The organism is Bradyrhizobium sp. AS23.2 (genome assembly GCF_001908185.1).
In the GTDB taxonomy this organism is placed as follows: Bacteria; Pseudomonadota; Alphaproteobacteria; order Rhizobiales; family Xanthobacteraceae; genus Bradyrhizobium.
In genome coordinates this window covers 1-21,531 of sequence record NZ_LGHM01000185.1, presented here as the reverse complement: position 1 = coordinate 21,531, position 21,531 = coordinate 1, and the positions used below count along the sequence as shown (strand labels likewise).

14 protein-coding genes and 4 pseudogenes are annotated in these 21,531 nt (G+C 58.9%); 10 read left to right on the top strand and 8 right to left on the bottom strand.

Annotated elements, in window-relative coordinates; genetic code table 11:
* Nucleotides 1-203 (top strand): integrase core domain-containing protein (locus AC630_RS34610; RefSeq protein WP_083636493.1); only part of this gene is annotated, 203 nt, incomplete at its 5' end.
* A gap of 509 nt (nt 204-712) precedes the next feature.
* Here AC630_RS34610 and nolL read toward each other — a convergent pair.
* From nolL to AC630_RS34590, 4 genes are all read right to left on the bottom strand, one after another.
* Complete coding sequence (gene nolL / locus AC630_RS34605) at nt 713-1,837, bottom strand: nodulation factor fucose acetyltransferase NolL (protein ID WP_208867084.1); 1,125 nt, start codon at nt 1,835-1,837, stop codon at nt 713-715.
* Nucleotides 1,838-2,645: 808 nt separating this feature from the next.
* On the bottom strand, nt 2,646-2,888 hold the full coding sequence (locus tag AC630_RS47425; RefSeq protein WP_245330607.1) for a response regulator: 243 nt from the start codon (nt 2,886-2,888) through the stop codon (nt 2,646-2,648).
* Between the two features lie 138 nt (nt 2,889-3,026).
* Nucleotides 3,027-3,665 (bottom strand): response regulator transcription factor, encoded by a 639-nt coding sequence (locus AC630_RS34595; RefSeq protein ID WP_245330608.1) that lies wholly within the window; start codon nt 3,663-3,665, stop codon nt 3,027-3,029.
* Between the two features lie 1,604 nt (nt 3,666-5,269).
* Nucleotides 5,270-6,358 carry an IS630 family transposase gene (locus AC630_RS34590; RefSeq protein ID WP_074122894.1) on the bottom strand — a complete coding sequence of 363 codons (1,089 nt, stop codon included), beginning with the start codon at nt 6,356-6,358 and terminating at the stop codon, nt 5,270-5,272.
* Nucleotides 6,359-6,729: 371 nt separating this feature from the next.
* Here AC630_RS34590 and AC630_RS34585 point away from each other — a divergent pair.
* Nucleotides 6,730-12,283 (top strand): annotated as a pseudogene (locus AC630_RS34585) (AAA family ATPase).
* Nucleotides 12,284-12,700: 417 nt separating this feature from the next.
* On the opposite strand, the pseudogene tnpC reads toward AC630_RS34585, so the two are convergent.
* Nucleotides 12,701-13,600, bottom strand: a pseudogene (gene tnpC, locus AC630_RS34580) (IS66 family transposase); the annotation flags it as partial.
* On the opposite strand from tnpC, the gene AC630_RS48510 reads away from it, so the two are divergent.
* The 3 genes and pseudogenes from AC630_RS48510 (at nt 13,547) to istB (ending at nt 15,650) form a co-directional block, all read left to right on the top strand.
* Nucleotides 13,547-14,269: a hypothetical protein gene (locus AC630_RS48510; protein ID WP_502691575.1), complete on the top strand. Its 723-nt coding sequence runs from the start codon at nt 13,547-13,549 to the stop codon at nt 14,267-14,269. The pseudogene tnpC and the gene AC630_RS48510 sit on opposite strands and share 54 nt — an antisense overlap.
* Complete coding sequence (locus tag AC630_RS48505) at nt 14,266-14,895, top strand: Mu transposase domain-containing protein (RefSeq protein ID WP_502691574.1); 630 nt, start codon at nt 14,266-14,268, stop codon at nt 14,893-14,895. The genes AC630_RS48510 and AC630_RS48505 overlap by 4 nt, the downstream gene beginning before the upstream one ends.
* A gap of 11 nt (nt 14,896-14,906) precedes the next feature.
* Nucleotides 14,907-15,650 (top strand): annotated as a pseudogene (istB, locus tag AC630_RS34570) (IS21-like element helper ATPase IstB).
* Nucleotides 15,651-15,976: 326 nt separating this feature from the next.
* On the opposite strand, the gene AC630_RS44580 reads toward istB, so the two are convergent.
* Both AC630_RS44580 and AC630_RS34565 read right to left on the bottom strand, forming a co-directional pair.
* Nucleotides 15,977-16,228, bottom strand: coding sequence for a hypothetical protein (locus AC630_RS44580; protein ID WP_143198538.1), 252 nt, complete (start codon nt 16,226-16,228; stop codon nt 15,977-15,979).
* A 61-nt stretch (nt 16,229-16,289) separates the two neighbouring features.
* The gene (locus AC630_RS34565) at nt 16,290-17,117 is read right to left on the bottom strand and encodes a TetR/AcrR family transcriptional regulator (RefSeq protein WP_074122893.1); all 828 of its coding nucleotides are present in this window, start codon (nt 17,115-17,117) and stop codon (nt 16,290-16,292) included.
* Between the two features lie 32 nt (nt 17,118-17,149).
* Here AC630_RS34565 and AC630_RS34560 point away from each other — a divergent pair, with 32 nt between their 5' ends.
* From AC630_RS34560 to AC630_RS34540, 5 genes are all read left to right on the top strand, one after another.
* Entirely contained in the window at nt 17,150-17,371 is a 222-nt protein-coding gene (locus AC630_RS34560) for a hypothetical protein (RefSeq protein WP_143198537.1), read from the top strand.
* A gap of 55 nt (nt 17,372-17,426) precedes the next feature.
* Nucleotides 17,427-18,266 (top strand): ABC transporter permease, encoded by an 840-nt coding sequence (locus AC630_RS34555; RefSeq protein WP_083636492.1) that lies wholly within the window; start codon nt 17,427-17,429, stop codon nt 18,264-18,266.
* Nucleotides 18,263-19,060, top strand: coding sequence for an ABC transporter ATP-binding protein (locus AC630_RS34550; protein WP_074122891.1), 798 nt, complete (start codon nt 18,263-18,265; stop codon nt 19,058-19,060). Before AC630_RS34555 ends, AC630_RS34550 begins: the two co-directional genes overlap by 4 nt.
* 488 nt (nt 19,061-19,548) lie before the next feature.
* Nucleotides 19,549-19,743 carry a cupin domain-containing protein gene (locus AC630_RS34545; RefSeq protein ID WP_083636491.1) on the top strand — a complete coding sequence of 65 codons (195 nt, stop codon included), beginning with the start codon at nt 19,549-19,551 and terminating at the stop codon, nt 19,741-19,743.
* Between the two features lie 186 nt (nt 19,744-19,929).
* Nucleotides 19,930-20,304 (top strand): hypothetical protein, encoded by a 375-nt coding sequence (locus AC630_RS34540; RefSeq protein WP_074122890.1) that lies wholly within the window; start codon nt 19,930-19,932, stop codon nt 20,302-20,304.
* 256 nt (nt 20,305-20,560) lie between these two features.
* Here AC630_RS34540 and AC630_RS48500 read toward each other — a convergent pair.
* Nucleotides 20,561-21,184, bottom strand: a pseudogene (locus AC630_RS48500) (LysR substrate-binding domain-containing protein); the annotation flags it as partial.
* Nucleotides 21,185-21,531: the final 347 nt, after the last annotated feature.

Genomic DNA, 21,531 nt, shown 5'->3' with positions numbered 1-21,531 from the left:
ATTATCTACCCGGCGACCTCGAACGGCAGATCGGCGCCTTTGTCGAGCACTACAATCACGCCCGCTTCCATGAGAGCATCGACAACCTCACGCCCGCCGACGTCTACTTTGGCAGAGCCGAGACAATCCTGGCCGAACGTCAGCGCATCAAGCACGACACCATCGCAAATCGTCGCTTGCAGCATCGACTGCAGACCGCTTAAACTCTAACCCCTGATGAGCCAGAGCCTCCCTTCGCAGCCCGCCTAATCAGTCTCAAATCATCTGACGACGAACACTCGACAGATACCCATCGCCCCGTTTTTGCGACGTGCCTTGTATGCCGTCCTCCAGAACGAGTACACCGCAACAAAGGCAGAGCCCAAAGTTCGAACGCACTCGAAGCCGCTAGACTCGAGCGCGCTATCTGACAGTCGCTCTAGCGATGTCTCTCTTAAACAGAAGGAGGGCCTCGCGCTCATGAGCGGGTGCGGCGCGGCCATCAGGCTGAACATCGCACATCGCTATATGCGGCAATACCCACCTTTGCCTGATTCGAATTGGTGGTGCGCATCTGCGCGGTGGGATGAGACAAGAACCAGGCGGATAGTGGAGCTTTCATCCGGTTCGGGCGGGCTTTTATGCGCGATGCCGGCTCAACGGTCGCGCACCCGTTCGCAGGTAGCGTCTAGTTCGAACCCGCTTCCGGAAGCGACGCCACAGGTCGATGCTGCTATGATTTCATCGTAGGTGCGGCTTGCGGGAGACGTGTGCGTGGGGGCGCACCAAGGACGAGCTGAGACAGATACGGAACGCCGCGGACACCCGAGCGGACTATTAGCGCGATCGCGACAACGGCGACCCCGAGCATACCCGCGACGGTCAACCGGGTCGTGAGGTCCCAGAGTTCTCCGAATTGTATGAAATCCATCAGGCGGAACACAGTGCCCTGGACGAAGTAGAGCAGCAACGTAGCCGGGCCCAACTCCACAGCGACAAAGCGAACCATTCGATTTGAATGACCAAAGCTCCAGAATTGCAGCAGGAGTTCGATAGCGATTGCCGAGGCAGCTGCAGAGCCAACAAACATCAGAAGAACGTTTTTACTCGATCGAAGGTCGCGAATGGCCCCCAAATTATTGTAGACATAAGTGTCCTTGCTCCAAGCTAGAATGGATACGCAAGTCACTATCGAGAGAAACAAAATCAGGAGCGGCTTGTGACCTTGCAATGTACTGATCCATCGTTCTCGCGATTGAGCAAGCAGGAATCCTAAGCAGAAGAACGGGTAAGTGAATCTAATCAGGGGTAAAATGGAGAATGTCAGAGGCGCGAGCGCGACCAATATGGCCGAACCAGAAATGACCCACCATTGATGATTGAGCCTGGTAAGACTCTTGACGAGAACGTAGGAAACAAAGGTGGCCCAAATAAACCAGTATGTGCCAGCGAGATCGTCTGCAAATTCCAAAAGTCCCCTCGTCAGGCTGGTGGCGCGCCAGAATGCCGCTAGCTTAGCTGTCTCCATGAACGCCCACCAAAACAGCATCGGCAGCAAGAGCTGCTTCGCACGATCCTTGGCGGCTCGAGTAAACGACTTTTGCAACAGCGATCGAGAAGAAAGATATCCGCTTATCGCCATAAAGAGTGGCATGTGAAACATATAGATCGATTTGTAGTACGGCGAATACCAAAAACCGTCGTCTCGGTAGACGACATACTGGATAAGGTGCCCAAGGATCACCAGAACAATGAGCGCACCTTTCGCGAAATCTAAGCTTAGATCTCGATCGGTTGACTCTGTTCTGCTTGAGCCGGGGGCGATTGCCCCAGTCCCGGGTAACAATTTATCTAACATCTAGATTCGGTTGTTGATGAGCCGGCGGCCCGTTGTTCGCTCTTCTGCCTCATTTTTGATCCAGGCGAAAGGTGATAGCGTGGGTTTTAGAAGGAGATTAAGCTCGGCTTGTCAGGTCTTCAAGAAGTAGCTGTGGGCCAAGCCTCTCTGGACACATCGGCCAACTTTAACGCGGAGACCAGATGTCTATGTGAAGCACCGGTCTAAGAGCGCGGGCGCGGCGCACTAGTTGCGGATGCGGCTGAGGGAGGAAGGCTGTCGCGCTCAGTCTTCCAGTCTTCGTCCGACGGCTCTCAGAGCCGGCAGACGCGTCGGGCTTCTTCAGTTGGCTCAGTATATTCGACATTTGGCCCATCAGCTTTCTCCCACAGTACTCCGGCGTCCTACGTGGAGCGGTCGCCAACTTAAGTGAGCTCTCTCTTCTAACGAGGTCTTGGCGGAAGCCGCTGCCGTGGCACTTTCCGATAAGCTCAGAATGATCGTGGCACTGAAGGTAGGGCCGCTCCTCGCTGAGTAGGAGAGCCTCGCCTCGTCTGATTGCGCGACCATACCTGAGGCGTCTTTGTCAGGAGCCCCACCTTGCAAGGCCTTCAACCAAATGCCGAAAACGCAATTACAGCGAATGCGGAAATGTGGAAAGGCGATTGTCGCCACCGCCCGGGGCTGAGCTCGGCCAACGCGCATTGATCGATATCGTAAGCGCCGCGGTGCGGCTTGGCTTTCCCATCCTTCACGCGTGCCTTTCACAACAACCCTCGCGAAGCGCTTCATCGAGGCAGGTGACCAAGTCGGACCGGCAAAGGGCTTGCTAAAGAAGCCGGTTACGCCGGCGCCGCAACCTGCGGGCAAGGGTGCGATTGTCCGCGAAAGCGGCAATCAAGATGAGTGGCACCACGTGGCCCGGGGCCCGCAACTGTTCCAAAAGTTCAAGGCCGCTCATCATCGGCATCTGTACGTCCGCAATGACACAGGAGGTGTCGTTCAATTGAGACGACTGCAAGAATGCCTCAGCCGACGCAAACGTATAAACGATGTGGCCCTTCGATTTCAAAAGGTTGTTCTGTGCGGCACGAATCGAAGCGTCGTCGTCAACACGGAAACAGTTGGGTAGCGAGACAAAACGAGCCGTTCCATGGGGCCAAGGCGCTGGCCGAAGGTGCGCTTGTATGAGGAAATTGTAAAATCATACTTAGGTTTGTACCCTGAAGCGGTTGGTCCCAATTCCCAGCCTCTCAGCCATCTTGATCAAATCGGCTAGCGACCGAGCGCCCATCTTCTTCATCACGTGCCCCCGATAGATTCTAACTGTAATCTCGGCGAGCCCGAGTTCGGCGGCTACCTGTTTGTTCAAGAGGCCGGCTGTGACCAGTTTCATTACATCCTGCTCTCGTGGACTTAGGGCCTCAAACAAGGACTGCAGTCTCGCGACCAGCTTGTCTACACCTCGTCTCTTGCGATCCTGCTCGATAGCTGCGACTACGCCATCGAGCAGTTCCTGATCGCGAAATGGCTTACTGAGAAAATCGATTGCTCCACCCTTCATGGCCTTGACGGTCATCGGAATATCGCCGTGAGCTGTGATGAAAATGATGGGAATGTGAATCTTCAGTTTGGCTAACTCACTCTGGAGCTCAAGCCCGCTCAATCCCTGCAGCCTGATGTCAAGCACAAGGCAGCTAGGAACATCAGGAAGCTCGCTCTGGAGCAGTTCCTGGGCAGATCCGTAAGCAACGACATCTAGACCGATCGAACGAAATAGGTTGACCAGCGATTCGCGCATTGAGAGGTCATCGTCGACCACGAAGACGCTGGGTCTGACCTCCGGCACTTCGGAAGTTGTGGCTTGCTTCCGCGGTTCAGAGCGCTTGGTCACAATAAGAGCCTCACTTGTGCGACTGAAGGTCGAACTAGTATGTTGTCACCATCTGCGATTGACGCCGTGCAACTATTTTGAGATTTTGCAAGTATATCGCCGGTCCGCGATTTGCGCCGCGTGACGAACTGGCCACGTAAGTCTAACAAAAAGCGCACGAGTGGTCGAGGACGGCATTTCGTGCCGCGTCCCAGTGGATTGGCCTTGTGACATTGTTCAACTCGATCAGCAACTTTGAGAAGCTGAAATCAGAAGTTGAGGCGCTCGCTCTAGCGTACGCGCGCGCGCCGCCTGGCCTCGCGAGTTGAGGCTGCGTGAGTTGGCGGACACACATCATGCGGCTAGATCAGAACGCCCGCGGGGACGCGAGCTGAGCGGCTTGGCGCGATTGTGCCTGTTTATGCCCCGATCCCGCCGGCGTTGAGATCGGCATGCGGCGTAGACTATCGCACTTATAATAAGAAAAATGGACGTCAGAACGAGTAGCAGCGGCATCAGCACATGAACTCTTTTTTTGTGTCGTCAGAGCGCCTGTGAGTTGCGTTTGTCGCGAACTTGGGAAAGCACCTCGGCATCGGTCTCGTACAACCTGACGCAAGGTGCGATTCAAGTCCTTTCGCTCGTACTTGTAGGAAATATAGTCGTCTGAAGGAGCGCCCAGGTGTCCTCGTCTCGCGGCTTCCTGCCGAAGCTCACATTTTAAGATGAGGTGGTATGAATGGAGAGGCCCACTGCATTCGTGCCCGGCGGCAAGCCCAACTGCAATTGACCTGCTACCTCGTATGATTCTCCTTCCGGTACAGGTGGGCATCATAGGATCCGCGCCGAGCGAGGCTGGTTTCGAAGCTTACGTACTCAACCCCGCAACATAGGACAGAAAACGGCCGGGAAGCAGTCGCCAACCTGCCGATAGCTCATCCAACTTCCCGCGCAGCTCATGAAAGCGGCCCGGCGCACTCTGTTCGAGAAAAAATGCGCCGGGTCCGCCCAGATCGCCATACATCGTGGTAATGCCGGTCCAATGAAGCGACCCGGCCTTGCAAATCTGAGGCTCGCGGGGCCGCCAGAATAGATGGTGAGCGCCTGCTACTTCACACGGCGCGCGGGGGCTTGAATCGTACCGTCAGGCCGCGTTGTCCGATCTCGTCTAGATCTATCGGGGATCGGTGGTCGTGTCCCCAGTGATGGTGCAGCTCGGTAGAGCAAAGCTGCCCGGACGCGCGCCTCCAATAGCGCCGTAGCGGGCGGGCGGCTTTGCGGTGGTCACCGGCAGTTCTCCGGTAGGATCGGGTTGCCAAAGTCCGACGAGGTGAAGTTCGGAATCAGCAAGGATTGCGACATATGTTGTCATGGTTCGCCAGGCGAGGGGAACGCGTTCCGCTGTTCTTCACCTTCACGCAACTCTTTTCACCGGCTCGGTTCCCCCAAAGTGCCTCGCAGATCTGTTGCTTGGGTGCGCGGCTCAGAGTTGATGCCTAGCAACAACTTGCTAGGAACGAGCGCCGATTTACCGATTTACCGATTTACCGCGCCTGTCGGCGGGATTTCTAGCCTGGCCCCTAGTGTTCTGTCCCGGAAATTCGCCGACAAAGTCGCGCGAGTTTCTGGAGGATGGAGTCGGCGGTAGCGGTCCACATGAAGGGGCGTGAATCTGCATTGTAGGTGCGGATAAAGCGGTCGATTTTTTTGACGAGGTCGGCGGTGGAATCGAATGATCCCCGCCGGATGGCGCGTTGGGTGATGAGTGCGAAGAAGCGTTCGACCTGGTTAAGCCAGGAGGCGTAGGTTGGCGTGAAGTGAATGTGCCAACGCGGACGGCGGGCGAGCCAGGCCCTAACCTTGGGATGCTTGTGGGTGGCGTAGTTGTCGACGACGAGATGGATGTCCAGTTGGGCCGGCACATTAGCTTCGATGTGACGCAGGAAGGCGAGGAACTCCTGGTGACGATGGCGGGGTTTGCATTGAGCGATGATTGCGCCGTCGAGCACGTTGAGGGCGGCGAACAGAGTGGTCGTGCCATGACGCTCGTAGTCGTGTGTGACGCCCTCGATGTAGCCGAACCCCATAGGAAGCATGGGCTGGGTTCGTTCGAGGGCCTGAATTTGGCTCTTCTCATCGACGCAAAGCACCACGGCCTTGTCAGGCGGATTGAGATAGAGCCCGACCACGTCGCGCAGCTTCTCGACAAAGAAGGGATCGGTCGAGAGTTTGAAGCTGCGGGTGCGGTGAGGCTGCAGCCCGAAGAGTTGGAACAGGCGATGAACGGTGCTTTTGGCGATCCCCGTCTCTTTGGCGATGGCGCGCACGCTCCAATGGGTTGCGGCTTTGGGCTTGCGAGCGAGTGTCTTGGTGATCAGCTCGGCCACAGCCTCATCCTCAACCGTGCGGGGCCTGCCGGTACGCATCTCGTCGTAGAGCCCCTCGATCCGATTTGCGATGAAGCGATTGCGCCATTTGCCGATCGTATGGGGGCCGACGCCAAGCCGCGTCGCCACGACGGCGTTGCTCGGCTCACGTTCGCAGGCCAGCACGATCTTGGCTCGCACCGTCAGCGCCGCAGGGAGCGAGCGCGACCGTGTTATGGCCGTGAGCTGTGTGCGTTCGTCGCTGGAAATCGTCAGCATCGCCTTCGGGCGTCCGGTGCGCATCGGGTATCTCCTTCGCTCAGGATACCCGAAACCCATGCAATTATTATGCTGCGAACTTACGGGACAGAACACTAGCGTGTTGCGCCGATCATGGGCAAAGCGATCAGCTTTCACATGCCATTGTCTGATTGAGCGGTAGCGGCAATCCGCAGCCCGGCTGCACGTCGGCAGTGGGACGCTGGTGGTCTGGTAACGGCCACGAGCCGCTCTATCACAAAGGATGCTTGCGCGCCCGCACCTCATAGTTTTTGCTTGCTGCAGTCTATTCTTTGCAGCCTTGCCCGGCCCCCCGCATTTGTTTCGAAGTTTCTTCACAATGACGCCCGTTATGTGTCAGGTTTGGCTCGCGTCATCTTAGTCTAGGCAGGCAAATGCCGCAGGCCCCTCTCAGCCGAACCCTGTTTGGCTCAAATCTCGACCAAGACATCACGCCCCTGTGGGAAGACGATGATCGGGCGTTCTGCCGCGCGTGGCGTCGGGAAATCCATGGCAGCAGGGCTGCCGTGCTTCTAGTGCGGCCAATCGGGGAACACCCAGGGACACTTGAGCGCCTGGCCCACGAGTGTGAGCTGAGGGACGAGCTAGATGAGGGGTGGGCCGTGCGGCCTTTGGAACTCATCCGGGAAACTGGTCGGACCATGCTGGTCCTGGACGATCCATGCGGCGAGCCGCTGCTAAACTTGGTTCGCGTCCGAATGGAGCCCCAGCGCTTCCTGCGCCTCGCTATTGGTATCACCATGGCTGTGGGCAAGCTTCACCGGCGCGGCTTGATTCACAGGGACCTGAAACCCGCTCACATTCTGGTCGATTGCCCTGACGAACAGGTGCGCCTCACTGGCTTTGGTCTGGCTTCCCGGCTTTCCCGCGAGCGCGTCCCGCCTGAACCTGCCGAGTTCATCGCGGGCACGCTGCCCTACATGGCCCCCGAACAGACCGGACGAATGAACCGCTCGGTCGATTGTCGCAGTGATCTATATTCGCTTGGCGTGACATTTTATCAGATGCTGACCGGCAGCCTGCCGTTCACGGCCTCAGACCCTTTGGAGTGGATCCATTGTCATATTGCAAGAAAAGCAATCCCTCCTGTGGAGAAAGCGCACAACATCCCAGAGTCAGTGTCTCAGATTGTGATGAAACTCCTCGCCAAAAACGCCGAGGAACGCTACCAGACTGCCGCTGGCATTGAGCGCGATCTGCAACGCTGTCTCGCAGCATGGGCCAACCACGGTCGCATTGACCCATTTGAGCTCGGCGCAGACGACACACCTGATCGGTTGCTCATCCCCGAGAAGCTCTATGGCAGAGCCCGTCAGCTCGAGACTTTGCTTGCCTCTTTCGATCGCGTGGTGAAGAGCGGCGCGCCAAGGTTGGTGCTCGTCGCCGGTTACTCCGGTGTCGGTAAGTCTTCGCTTGTCCAGGAGCTACACAAAGTACTGGTGCCCTCGCGCGGGCAGTTGGTGTTAGGCAAATTCGACCAACTAAGGCGCGAGGTTCCCTATGCGACGCTAGCGCGGACGTTTCAGAGTCTTGTCCGTGCTCTTCTCAGCAAAAGTGAGCGCGAACTCGACACCTGGCGGCAAGCGCTCCGGGAGGCGCTCGGCGCGAATGGACGACTGATGGTCAAATTGATCCCCGATCTGAGCCTGATCATTGGCGAGCAGCCCGCGGTTGCTGAGCTTCCAGCCCGGCAAGCGCAAATTCGTTTCCAGCGGGTGCTTCGCCGTTTTATTGGCGTGTTCGCCCGGCGAACCCATCCATTGGTGCTCTTCCTCGACGATTTGCAATGGCATGATGCCGCAACGCTCGACTTGATCGAGGATCTCCTGACCCAGTCGGATCTGCACCTGCTGCTGATTGGAGCTTACCGCAGCAACGAAGTTGATGCAGGCCATCCACTCAAGCGCAAGCTCGACTCCATCAGGAGAGCCGACGTAAATTTCGAGGAGATCACGCTCTCGCCGCTCACTGCAGACGATGTCGAGCAGTTGGTCGCCGATACCCTTCGCTGCGCATCAAAACGCGCTGCCCCGCTTGCAAGGTTGGTGCATCAGAAGACGATGGGTAATCCGTTCTTCGCCATTCAATTCCTTTCCGAACTGGCCGAAGAGCAATTGTTGATGTTCGATCACGAGACTGCACGCTGGCGATGGGATCTTGAGCGTATCCACGCAAAAGCGTACACCGAGAACGTCGTGGATCTGATGCTCGGCAAGCTCATCCGCCTGCCCGAGGAAACGCAGAACGCGCTGAGACAGCTGGCCTGTTTCGGCAACATCGCCGGAACGGCTGAGCTTGCGATCGTGCTCGAAATTTCGCAGGAGCAGGTGCATGCGACCCTGTGGCCGGCGATCCGGCAGGAACTGATCGCTCGCCACGGAATAGACTATCGCTTCCTCCACGATCGCGTTCAAGAGGCGGCCTACTTGCTGGTGCCGGAATCCTCGCGCGCTCCTGCCCATCTGCGGATCGGTCGGATGCTCGCGGCGCACATTCCTGCGCACAAGCGCGAAGAGGCTATCTTCGAAATTGTCAGTCAACTCAATCGAGGTATCGTGCTAATCGTCTCCGGTCACGAGCGTGAGCAGCTCGCGGAGCTGAACTTGGTCGCAGGGCAGCGTGCTAGGGCGTCGGCTGCCTACGTCTCGGCACTCACATACTTCACCGTCGGTGCTGCTCTGCTCGCGGAGCACTCGTGGCAAACGTGCGACGAACTCGCGTTCGCCCTGGAGACAAGCCGGGCCGAATGCGAATTCTTAGTGGGCCGGCGGGAGATTGCAGAGAGCCTCCTGTCCTCACTTTCGAAGCGAGCCTTGAACGCGCCGCAACGAGCAACGGTCGCATGTTTGCGGGTCGATCTTTACCTGACTCTTGGCCAGCACAGGCGAGCGGTGCTCATAGGCCTCGAATATCTTCACGACGTTGGGATCGAGTGGTCGCAGCATCCGACGGACCAGGAAACATCAGCCGAATATCAGCGGATGTGGTCACAGCTGCCCGCCGCAATTGAGGAGCTTGCGAATCTGCCTAGAATGACAGACCAAACGGCGCTTGCCACGCTTGCCGTCTTGACGCGGATTCTTCCGCCCGCAGGTTTCATGGACGCCAATTTGTCCGCTCTGGTCATCTGCAGAGCCGTCAGCATGAGCCTCGAATGCGGCAACGCTGACGCTTCCTGCACCCATTACGCATGGCTAGGCCGAATCTCGGCCGGACGCTTTGGTGACTATCAAGCGGCTGATAAATTTGGTCGTCTTGCTTGCGATCTCGTTGATCGCGGTGAGTTCTCCCGTTTTCGGGCTGCAGTCTATTTGGCCGTCGGATGCAACGTGATCCCATGGACGAAGCCTCTAAGAGATGGCCGAGTTCTTATCAGGCGAGCGCACGAAGCGGCGGTGAGCAGCGGCGATGTCATCTATGAGGCGTACAGCTTGCTTCATCTAACTTCAAATATGTTGATGGCCGGAGAGTCCCTGAAGGAGGTACAGAACGAGGTAGAGAAAAGTGTGGCTACGACACGGAATAGAAAGGTTCAGTTTGCTGCTGATGCCGCAGCCGCTCAGCTCGCAATCATTAGAAGCATGCGCGGCCTCACGCGCTCATTCGGTTGCTTCGATGACCAACAATTTGACGAGCTAGACGTCGAGCGATCGTTCGCGCGGAGTCCGGAGCTGTCACCTAGCGAAACGGTCTACTGGATCCGCAAACTTCAGGCGCGATTTTTAGCCGGAGACTATGGTGCGGCTGTTGATGCTCGCGCCAAGGCGGAGCCAAAATTATGGACCATGCCGACAGAGCCCTTGATCGCGGAGTTTCACTTTTATGGAGCGCTGTCTCACTCATGTTATGGCGACAGGCCAGGCGAAAGCGAACAACAGCAACATCGGGATATCATTGACGCCCATTACAGGCAGCTGCAGATATGGGCGACGAATTGCCCCGAAACGTTCGAGAATCGGGCTTCCTTGGTCGGCGCTGAAATTGCAAGGCGCGAATACCGTGATGCAGACGCAATGCGACTGTATGAACACGCAATCCAGACCGCTGCACGTAACGGTTTCGCCCACCACGAGGCAATCGCTTGCGAACTTGCAGCGCGTTTTTTATGCTGCGCGCGGTTTTGACAGAATCTCCCGGGTTTACTTGCAGGACGCGCGGCGCGGCTACCTTCGTTGGGGAGCAGATGGCAAAGTGCGTCAGCTGGACGAGCTGAATCCTCATCTCAGCCATGAGGAAACCACTCCTGCCGTGAATGGCATGAGGATCGGAGCTCCGGTCGAGCGTCTTGATCTCGCGACGGTAACAAAAGTGTCACAGGCGATTTCCGGCGAGATTGTTCTGCGAAAACTAATCGACACGCTTATGCGGACTGCCATTGAGCAGGCTGGCGCCGAACGGGGTTTGTTGATTCTGCTGCATGCAGGCGAGCCTCGGATCGAGGCGGAGGCCACAACGGTAACGGATGCGCTGCTTGTAAAGGTGAATGAGCAGCCCGTAACTCCGATCGCGCTTCCCGAGTCCGTGCTGCATTTCGTCCTACGTGTCCGCGAAAACGTCATTCTCGAAGATGCAGCCGCCGAGCCTTCATTTGCGAAAGATCCGTATATCCTGGAGCGCAAGGCACGTTCTATTCTTTGCCTGCCACTGATCACGCAGGGCAAGCTGATCGGCGTACTTTATCTGGAGAATAATCTCGCACCAGGCACATTTTCAGCTGGCAGAAGCTCCGTGCTGAAAATGCTTGCCTCTCAAGCTGCAACAGCCCTAGAGAACAGCCGATTGTACGGCGAAGTGCAGCAACGGGAGGCAAAGATACGGCGCCTACTCGACGCTAATCTCATCGGAATCTTTATCAGTCGCGGAACCGGCGAAATCATTGAGGCGAATCAAGCCTTCCTCGGGATGGTCGGATATGACCGAGAGGATCTCCTCGCGGGGCGCGTGAACAGTCTCGACCTGACACCGCCAGAATGGCTGGAGAGCACGTTGGATGCTCGAACAGAAGCAAAAAGGACCGGAGCAGTTCAGCAATTCGAGAAGGAATATATCCGCAAGGATGGCAGCCGCGTGCCCGTGCTAATTGGGCTCGCCGTATTCGATGAGCGGCACGACCAAGGTGTTGGCTTCGTCCTGGACCTGACAGAGCGGAGGAGGGCGGAAGCGGAAGCTCGTGAAAGCGAACGACGGTATCGCGAGACTCTGATAGGCCTTGCACACGCCAATCGGATCACGACGATGGGACAGTTGGCCGCCTCGATCGCCCATGAGGTTAACCAGCCGATTGCCGCGATCAGCAGCAATGCCGGGGCAGGGCTACATTGGCTGGGTGCTCAACCGCCGAATCTCGAAGAAGTAGGGCAGACGTTCGGTTTGATTATCCGCGACAGTATGCGCGCGGGGAACGTGATTCGTCGGATTCGCGCACTTATGAATAAGGCTCCGATGCAAACAGAGCTTCTTGCAATCGACGAAGTGATCTTAGAGGTGCTGGCCCTAGTTCGCGTGGAACTTGCGAAACACGATGTGTGGGTGCAAACTCGACTGCCCGAGGCGTTGCCGCTTGTTCGAGCAGATCGCGTTCAGGTCCGTCAGGTGATCCTCAATTTGATCACGAACGCCATCGAGGCAATGAGTGAGATCAACGAAGGTGATCGCGAATTACTGATCAGTGCGCGGACAGATGACTCGAATTATGTGTTGATCACTTTCCGGGATACGGGCCCAGGACTCGATCCAAACAGCGCAGACCGCGTATTCGAGGCTTTTTACACCACTAAATCCGATGGCATGGGCATGGGGCTTGCCATTTGCCATTCGATTATTGAGGCGCACGGCGGCCGGATGTGGGCGGGCGCCAACCATCCTCGCGGGGCCGTCTTTCAGTTCAGCATACCGATTGCGCAGGAGGGCGTGGATCGGTCGCAATAGGCCTCTTGAAGGCCTCGCGCTCGAGTTCAACGTTGAGCAGGAGTGCTCGGGGAGCGTCGATCTTGTGACAGAAGCGAGCTGCGTGACCTGCAGAGCTTGAGACATTCGCGTTCCTTGCTGCCATCGGGGAGTGTTGGCCCGACCGCAGACTTTCGCGAACTGTCGACAATCTGCAATTGACCGCAATGTCAGACTCCGGAAGCTTGGGCGCCCTTTGCAAATCTTCCAACGCGACTCGGGCGGGAAGAGGTCTCGTGAGAGATGTCCGAGATGGGTCAAAATGCGAGGAATTCAACCTGAGCGAATCTTGTCCGCCATGCCTCACTGAGCGGACCTCCACGAGGGTACGCTACTTCGCTGTACGCATCCGGCGAAGGCCCCGGCTAGGCCGTTTTTTGGCGGAAGGCTGATCAGCCCTTAAGCGGCGTGAGCGACGCTTTGAGGCTGCCAATTCCAGGGCAGCAGTTCGTGGATGCGCCTGGCGGGGTGATCCGGTAGGCGCGCCAAGACGTCGGCAAGCCAAGCCTGCGGGTCGATGTCATTGAGCTTGGCGGTGGCGATGAGGCTGTAGATGGCAGCCGCACGCCGGCCGCCCTCATCGGACCCGGCGAAGGTCCAATTTCTTCGTCCCACGGCGACCGCCCGTAGCTCACGCTCAGCAGCATTGTTCGACATGCAAAGCCGTCTGTCATCAAGGAAGCGGCAAAATGCATCCCGGCGGCTGAGGCAGTAGTTGATCGCTTTGGTCGTGTCGTTGTTCCTGGAGAGCTTGCCGCGCTGCTCGCGCAACCATGCCTCCAGCTCGACCATCAGGGGGCGGCTACGCTCCTGGCGCACATGCAAACGCTCCTGCACAGTGAGACCGTTGATCTCGCGCTCAATGGCGAACAGAACATCGACGCGCTTGACCGCCTCGGCCGCGATCGGCGCCTTGCTGAGCTGCGCGAGATCAAAGAACTTGCGCCTGCCGTGCGCCCAGCATGCGACCTCGATGATCGGGCCGCCCTTGCGATTGGCCTCATAGAGCCTGCCAAAGCCGGCGTAGGCGTCGGCCTGCATCAGTCCGGCATAGCCCGCCAGATGCTGCTCGGGATGCGCACCGCCACGATCGGGCGAGTAGAAGAACACGGCCGCCGGCGGATCTGGGCCGGCAAACGGACGGTCGTCGCGGACGTAGGTCCAGAGCCGGCCGGTCCGGGTCTTGCCCTTAGCCAGTACCGGCACCGTGGTGTCGTCCGCGTGGATGCGCTCTGCCGCGAAGACGTGGCTCCGGATCGCATCGACCAGCGGCATCAGGGTTGCCGCCGCATCGCCGAGCCCGACTGGGCGGCCGTGCACCGCGAGCTCAAACGCAAGCACGTGACGCTGTCGATCCTGTGGGAGGAGTACATCGCCGCCGAGCCCGGCGGATACCGGTACTCGCGCTTCTGTGAGCTCTACCGCGCCTGGGAGGGCCGTCTGTCGGTGACGATACGCCAGGCCCATGCCGCCGGCGACAAGCTGTTCGTCGACTATGCCGGCGATGGCGTTCCGGTGGTGGTCGACCGCCTCACCGGCGAGCGCAGAATGGCGCAGATCTTCGTCGCCGTACTCGGCGCATCGAGCTTCACCTACGCGCAGGCGACGTGGACGCAGGGGCTCGCCGACTGGATCAGCGCCCATGTTGGCGTCTTCGCGGCGATCGGCGGCGTCCCGGCGCTGCTGGTGCCCGACAACACCAAGGTCGCGGTCATCAAGGCGAGCCTGTACGAACCGCAGTTACCTATGCGGAGCTGGCGGTGCATTACGGCACGGCCATCTTGCCGGCACGGCCGCGCAAGCCGCGCGACAAGGCCAAGGTCGAGCAGGCCGTCCTCATCGTCGAGCGCTGGCTGCTCGGCCGCCTGCGTCATCGCACCTTCTACAGCCTGGCCGAGGTCAATGCGGCGATCGGCGAACTGCTCACAAGACTCAACGAAGAGCAGCCGATCCGGCGGCTCGGCGTGACACGCCGCCGGCTGCTCGAGGAGGTCGACCGGCCGGCACTCAAGCCATTGCCGGCGAGTTCCTACGTGCTCGCCGAGTGGCGGATCCGCCGTGTCAGTCTCGATTACCACGTCGAGGTGGAGAAGCATTACTACAGCGTCCCCCATCGCTTCGCCCGCGCCGAGGTCGAGGTGCGGTTCACGGCCCGCACCGTCGAGATGTTCCTCAAGGGCGAGCGGATCGCTGCGCATCAGCGCATGAGCGGCAATCACAAGCACAACACCGTGCCGGAGCACATGGCCTCCAGCCATCGGCGCTACGCCGGCTGGACCGTCGCACGCATCCGCCAGGATGCCGCCGCGTTCGGGCCGGCAACCAGCGCGTTGTGCGACCTCATTCTCGACGAGCGCTCGCACCCTAAGCAAGGCTTCCGCGCCTGCCTCGGCATCCTCACGCTCGCCGCCTCCTACGGGCGCGGACGGCTGGACGCTGCGGCTGCGCGGGCGATCGACATCGGCGCGCGCACCTATGGCTCGGTCAAGTCGATCCTCGCCAACAATCTCGATCGGCGTCCCGTTCATCAGCGCTCCGCGGACGACGCGCCGATCCTGCATGCCAACATCCGCGGACCGCGCTACTACAATTAGGAGACCATCCCTTGCTCACCCATCCGACCCTCGATCGCCTCAACGCCCTCGGCCTCCATGGCATGGCCAAGGCCTTCGCCGATATCGAAACCACCGGCGAGGCTGCCAGCCTCGGCCATGCCGAATGGCTCGCGCTGCTGCTCGAACGCGAAGCCTCGCTGCGGCATGACAAGCGGCTCGCCACCCGCCTGCGCTACGCCAAGCTGCGCCAGCAGGCGTGCGTCGAGGACGTCGACTACCGCACCCCGCGCAGTCTTGACCGCCCTCTGTTCGCCAAGCTTGCCGAGGGCCGCTGGATCGACGACCACGTCAATCTCCTGATCTGCGGCCCGGCCGGCGTCGGCAAGAGCTGGCTCGCCTCGGCGCTCGGCCACAAAGCCTGCCGCGACAATCGCTCCGTGCTCTACCAGCGCGTCCCGCGCCTGTTCGATGACTCGGCGCTCGCACGCGGCGACGGCCGTCATCCGCGCCTGCTGCGCGCCCTTGGCCGCGTCGATCTGCTGATCCTCGATGACTGGGGCCTCGCCCCGCTCGATGCCGGCGCCCGCCACGATCTCCTGGAGATTCTGGAGGATCGCTACGGCTGACGTTCCACTCTCGTCACCAGCCAACTCCCCGTGGACACATGGCACGTGCTGATTGGAGATCCGACTTACGCCGACGCCGTGCTCGATCGCCTCGTCCACAACGCCCATCGGCTCGACCTCACCGGCGAGAGCCTGCGCCGAACCCCGTCATCCGCCGGAAAGACCTGAGCCCGTGGCGCTGTGGACATGCCGCTGCGCTTGGACAACGCGATCGCGTTGCCCACATGCCCACAGCAAACCGCAACTGAAAAAGGAGAGCTTCAGGCCGCGATTCCAGATTGACCGCGCGGCTCGCCCAATGCCACAGAACAAACTGGCCAGAACGCCTCGCTCCCGGGCGAGATCAGATCGGAAAGGTGGGCGACATCGTCTCGGAATCCCCGGGCGACTTCAAATCGGTACACCTGGGCGACATCATCGGAATCCGCATTCTGTCGATCATCCCGCGGTTTGCTCATCGCATCCCTCAATGTCGGCGACACGCCGTCAGGGAATCACGAATCGCTCGAAAGCAAAATCCCAAAACGCAAGAAAGCGCGCCCCAACACAAGGCTTGCCTGCAAAATCGAATACCTTATCGAGCCAACTTCTGCCCGTCTCTCAGGCAGATCTGCATTCTTCACAGACGACGCGCGAACAGCTTGCGTGCCCCGCCATTGTTGATCGCTGCCCGATCCTGGGGGTATGAGTTCATCCAGCGCATCGAGCTTTGCGGCAAAGGCCAGTTCAATAACGCTGGGTACCATGAAAAACCGGTCCTTCGTGGCCAAATCGGCGCGCGCTGCTGGCAGGGAGCGGCAAGTCCGGTCATACGCAAAATAGTCCCTTAATCAATGGATCGACGTAAAGGTCCGTAATATTTTCGGCGCTTGCTTGAGGACACCAGCGCGGTAACTCGGCCGCACCGTTGATCATCGGATTGATCAACTGGCCAGCCAGATGCGGATCAACAGGCCGAATCGATCCATCGACGATTCCATCGGCGACCATGCTGGCAAAGCGGCCCGACAGTCGGTTCATCCGCGCTATCATTTCCCGCCGGGCCGACTCGGGCAGTACTGCCAGCGCAGTGCTTCGCAGCAGCGGACCACGCGAAGACATTTGGTATTCGACCAGCGCTGCGCAGGTAGCGCGGAGACGGTCGAGGCCAGTATACGGCAATGCTCGCCCAGCATTCTGCGCATGGCGAATTACGGAGAAGGTGAACTCGAAGCAATCCAGGACCAACTCGTCCTTGTTCTGGTTGTGATGATAGAATGATCCTTTCGAGACGTTGAGGCTCGCCGAAATTTTCTCTACCGATGCGCCGTGATAACCGTGCTCGTTGATGAGTTTGGTCGCGGCTTGAAGAAATGCCTCGCGCGGGCCCGGCTTGGGCATCGGGATCATGATCGTGGCGTTGTCCGGCTGCCAGGTTTTGGCCGCGAAGCCGCGAAGCAAAAGGTCGGCGATTCCCGCCGCATTGAATGGATAGTCTTCAAGTTCTTCACACGGCAGCCAGGCCGGCAGCCACAGCAAGCTTCCCAGTACCAGGTGGGTGCGGGCGTTTTGATCGCCACGCGATAGCGGCGACGGCTCGCCGCTAAAAAGCTGGGTCCTGAGCTGCTTGAACATCCCGGTGTAGGCGGCGAACACCGGAGGCGAGACTCACGGTAAGCATTCGGGCGTTGGCTTTGGCGTTCGGTCGTAGGTTTGGCAAGGCACCGATTTTTCAAGGACAGGAGGCGCCGACGGCATGGCTTTCTAACACCGGTCTTGCCCAGGGCCTGTTCGGATATCCGGTCGTACCGCTCGATGCGATGATCGACTGGACGGCCCATTGGCTGCAGAACGATATGGGAAGTCTCGGCAAAGCGACGCACTTCGAAGTACGTAGCGGAACCTATTGAGTTGGTCGCGCAGGGGCAGCATCCGCGAGCGATGTAACGTGGAGATCCGAGACTTATGACCTTTTCTTCTCATCAGGCGAAGGGCAAACCCCCGGTGGATCTGGCGGTCGATGAGCCCGATTCGCAGCCTTCGCCTGCGTGGACGTCCTGGTGGCGAGCGCACTGGTTGGCCGTGCTCTCGCATCTGGCCATGGTCGGACTTTGGTCGCTGGCTTCGACCCGGATGCCGAAATTCATCCTGCCATCCCCGCTGGACGTTCTGCTGGCGCTGATGAATCCACGCTACAATTGGCCGCGGCACATGGCCGTTACTGCATCGGAGGTCTTTGGCGGATTCGCTCTCGCGAGTATTGTTGGCGTCTCGATTGCCGTGATCTTCAGCTGGTGGCTGTTCGTCAGCCGCGCAATGATGCCGTTGCTCGTCACCATCAACATGATTCCCAAGGTGGCGATGGCGCCACTGTTCATCGTGTGGCTCAGTTACGGCATCGGACCGAATATCTTGATTACGTTCACGATCTGCTTTTTTCCGATCGTCATCAACACGACGCGTGGACTGAAGGAGGTCGAGCCGGATTTGATTGACCTCGTGCGTGTTCTGCGCGCGTCGCGCGGGCAGATCCTGACCAAGGTCCAGTTGCCGAGTGCTTTGCCTTTCATCTTTTCAGGCATGCGTGTCGCCGCCGTTCTCGCCGTAGCGGGAGCTGTCGTGGGCGAATTCATTGGATCGGAGCGGGGGCTCGGCTATGCGATCATGAGCTTCCAGTCAACGATGGATACGCCCGGCATGTTTGTAGCACTTGCTTTGATCACGCTCGTCGGTGTTGTTCTCTACGGGCTCGTGATCCTTGCAGAGCGGTGCTTCGTCACTGCAGATTCGCGGGCATCAAAATGAACGTAGCGGAAGCGTCGCCGGCGCCTGATTCGGTCCAGCCATTCATTCATCTCGATAAGGTTCGCAAATCCTACAAGGCCCGGGGGGAAGAGTTTCTCGCCGTATCTGACGTGACGTTCGACGTGGCCGCGGGAGAATTCGTTGCGCTCGTCGGTCCGTCGGGTTGCGGCAAGAGTACCTTGCTGAAGATCCTCGCTGATCTGCATCATCACGACAGTGGAGAGGTCAGGATAGGCTCCCCAGATAACCCCTTCGATCCGTCGCGCGATATCGGGATGGTCTTCCAGCAGGCATTGCTGTTGAGGTGGCGCACCATTATCGACAACGTGATGCTGCCGGCGGAGATTCTGGGGTTGCCAATCAAGCAGTCGCGCGAGCGGGCGAGAGATCTGTTGGCGATGGTCGGGCTGGCTGGTTTCGAAGATAGATATCCCCACGAGTTATCGGGAGGAATGCAGCAGCGCGCTTCAATCGCACGTGCCTTTATTCATGATCCCAAGCTTATTTTGATGGATGAGCCCTTTGGTGCGCTGGACGCGCTGACGCGTGAGCGGATGAATGTCGAGCTCCATCGCATATGGCGCGAAAGCGGCAAGACGATTCTGTTCGTAACGCACAGCATTTCGGAAGCCATCTTTCTCTCAAGTCAGATTGTGGTGCTGACTGCGCGTCCCGCGCGCATGGCGGCGCTTGTTCCAATTTCGCTGCCGGAGCCGCGAACCGTTGCGGATAAGACTAACGCGGAGTTTTCCAACTACGCGCGTAAGGTCTACGAACTGTTGGGGATGACCTGACCGGAGGCACGAAGAGCGGCGACGGGCCAGGCTACGATCAATCTTCCATCTGCAGCGGGATCCCGGAATGAGATCGATTTCCTGGGAGCTATCACTGATCAGAACCTGTGGTTTGAGCACCGGGTAATGACCTGAAGATTGATCTGCTGGGCACAAACCCGAAGGCGATCGTCAGCAACTGGTTCGGGGGACAAGCAACGCCCTGCAGGAAGTCACGGCAGGCGGGCTCAAGATCGACAGTCAAATCTCGCAGCTCGTGCAGGCGATGGCGACCTAAGCCACCGGCGATTTTGAGCTCGATCCTGGATGGCCGCCGCGGATCTCTCGCACCAACTCTGGGAAGGCGCTCTTCCACCGCCACCAAGTTTGCCGCCGACCAAATCTGCGTCTGCGGGCTGCACATGGCACTCAAATACCACTACCAAATTACCTCAAAGCAATAAAATTTGGCCCGCAGTTGGTATTAAGACCGCCCGAAAACAGGGGGTATCGAAGGTTGGCCCGTCAACAATCGCCCAGACACCGAGGTGGCATTCATCCTGTCAGGCAGCGCAACCATTACGGACGAAATCACCGGCACAGCCCACACCATCAGGGCCGGTGATCTAGTCGTTCTTCCTCCCGGGTGGACCGGCCGTTGGGATGTGACCGAGACCATCCGGAAAGTTTACGCTATCTACTAAGCGGCTAGTCTCTGCCGTTCGTCAGGAACTGTGGGCGGCCATTGCATGGCGCACGCAACGCGGCGCCCGATGCTCATGCGGCAACCCAGCTGGTGGCGGACGGTGTCGCCGCCGCCGGACGATCGTTCGCGCTGCAGTCTATCTTCACTGCCGCGCAGTTCGCAGCCTAATGCTGGGCGCGCGCTGATGGTGCAGAATCTTCATTACGGCGACGGCGATGCGTTGCCGTTCGACCTGCGGCAAAAATCCTGGCCGTTGCACTACACGCTCGCGCCTGGTGCGTCCAAGGCGGAGATCAAGGCAGAACGCGACAAGCTGAAGGCGCAGTTCGTCGCCGCGCTGCGTCCCTATCTCACCATGGCCGCGCCAGCAGCGACGGACCATGTCCCGACGCCCACGACGTTCTCCAAGGCCGTGTTCTTTCAGCCAAACGAGATCCTCGCGCAGAACCATGCGCCGTCGCCGGATGCGGTCGACTATCGATTCAGCCAGCGGCAGGCGGCCGACGGGTTGCTTGAACTATGGCGATATCGGCTTTTTGGGCCTCAGCTGACCTGCTGAGTGCCGGTTCTGGCGTCTAGTTCTGAAATCAATGCGGACATAGCGTATTCGACCGTGCGCAGGGGGCACTCGAGTAGTCGTCTAGCAACCCAAAAGGCCGAATTCTTCCATAACATCGGATTTGCGTCTCAGCGCAACAAGCCATCAGTACTTGGAGGCAAGCTTCCGCGAACAATATATCTCCACCACACGCGGCACACCATGCTCTGCCCTTAACTCGCGCAGCGCCGCGGCGATCGCTTGAGTCGCGTACCGCTTACGCGTCTGCGGCTAACCGGCGAGTAGCCGGGCGTCGGGATCGGCGAAGTGACGGAGAGCCAAGAAAAAGGGATTTGTTCGCGCTGATGATTTGCGCCAAGAAATCAACCAGCGCGCGGACTTTGGCGACCTTGCGTTGCTCTGGGCGGGTCACGATGTACAAACCTTCGGCTGGCCCCGGCAATTCCGTTGGAATTCTTCGAAGCCCTTCCAGAGCATCTCCGACATAGCAAGGCAATGCGGCAACGCCCAAGCCGGCGCATGCCGCGGAATGCAGGATCAACGTTGAGTTGGCCCTCACTTTCGGTTGCGAATGCGGAAATAGGCTCTGTAGCCAGCGAGACTCTGGCATCTGGCCGTAGTCCTCAGCGAAATCGACATAAGGAACGGTGAGTGGTTCTTTACGGCGAAGACTTGCTTTGCACCGAGCAGCAAGTCTGGCCTGACCGTATAAGCCAAATTGGGAAGTAGCGACGCGTCGAATATCCAGGCGATCGGAGACCGGCTGGCTTATTCTCAGGCCGATATCCGCTGTGCCGCGAAGCAGACCCTCGACTCCCAGTTCGCTGCGAAGAGTTATTCGGATTTCCGGATAGAGAGCGCTGAATTTCGGCAATCGCGACGATACGAAAGCCGGTAAGCGAGCAGACTGCGCATGAGATGGTCAGAGCTGGGTTGCTGGTCCGCCGAGGTGGCAGATACGAGATAACACCCGTGGGACTGCAAGTCCTGGAACTGGAACCCGCACGGTAGCTTGCTTGGCTGCAGCACAATTGAGCTGATGATCGGTCTCGCTAACGAGGCATAGCGGAAATCGACAGGCCGCCGTCTATCGCAGAGGGTGACGCTCGGGACCCTGGCTGTGTGAAAAGCCACGAGTCGGCTAGGATTCCTCCGTTTCCTGATGGGGGATACGGATGGGACGCTTCGTTGAAGGTGCGGACAGATCCCAGCTGACGCTCTTGCCGG

Excerpts from the sequence above, each read along its gene's own strand:
- nolL (WP_208867084.1), bottom strand. The coding sequence starts at position 1,837 with ATGTTAGATAAATTGTTACCCGGGACTGGGGCAATCGCCCCCGGCTCA.
- AC630_RS44580 (WP_143198538.1), bottom strand. The coding sequence starts at position 16,228 with ATGGTACCCAGCGTTATTGAACTGGCCTTTGCCGCAAAGCTCGATGCG.
- AC630_RS34555 (WP_083636492.1), top strand. The coding sequence starts at position 17,427 with ATGACCTTTTCTTCTCATCAGGCGAAGGGCAAACCCCCGGTGGATCTG.
- AC630_RS34590 (WP_074122894.1), bottom strand. The coding sequence starts at position 6,358 with ATGCGCACCGGACGCCCGAAGGCGATGCTGACGATTTCCAGCGACGAA.
- AC630_RS34540 (WP_074122890.1), top strand. The coding sequence starts at position 19,930 with ATGGTGCAGAATCTTCATTACGGCGACGGCGATGCGTTGCCGTTCGAC.
- AC630_RS34550 (WP_074122891.1), top strand. The coding sequence starts at position 18,263 with ATGAACGTAGCGGAAGCGTCGCCGGCGCCTGATTCGGTCCAGCCATTC.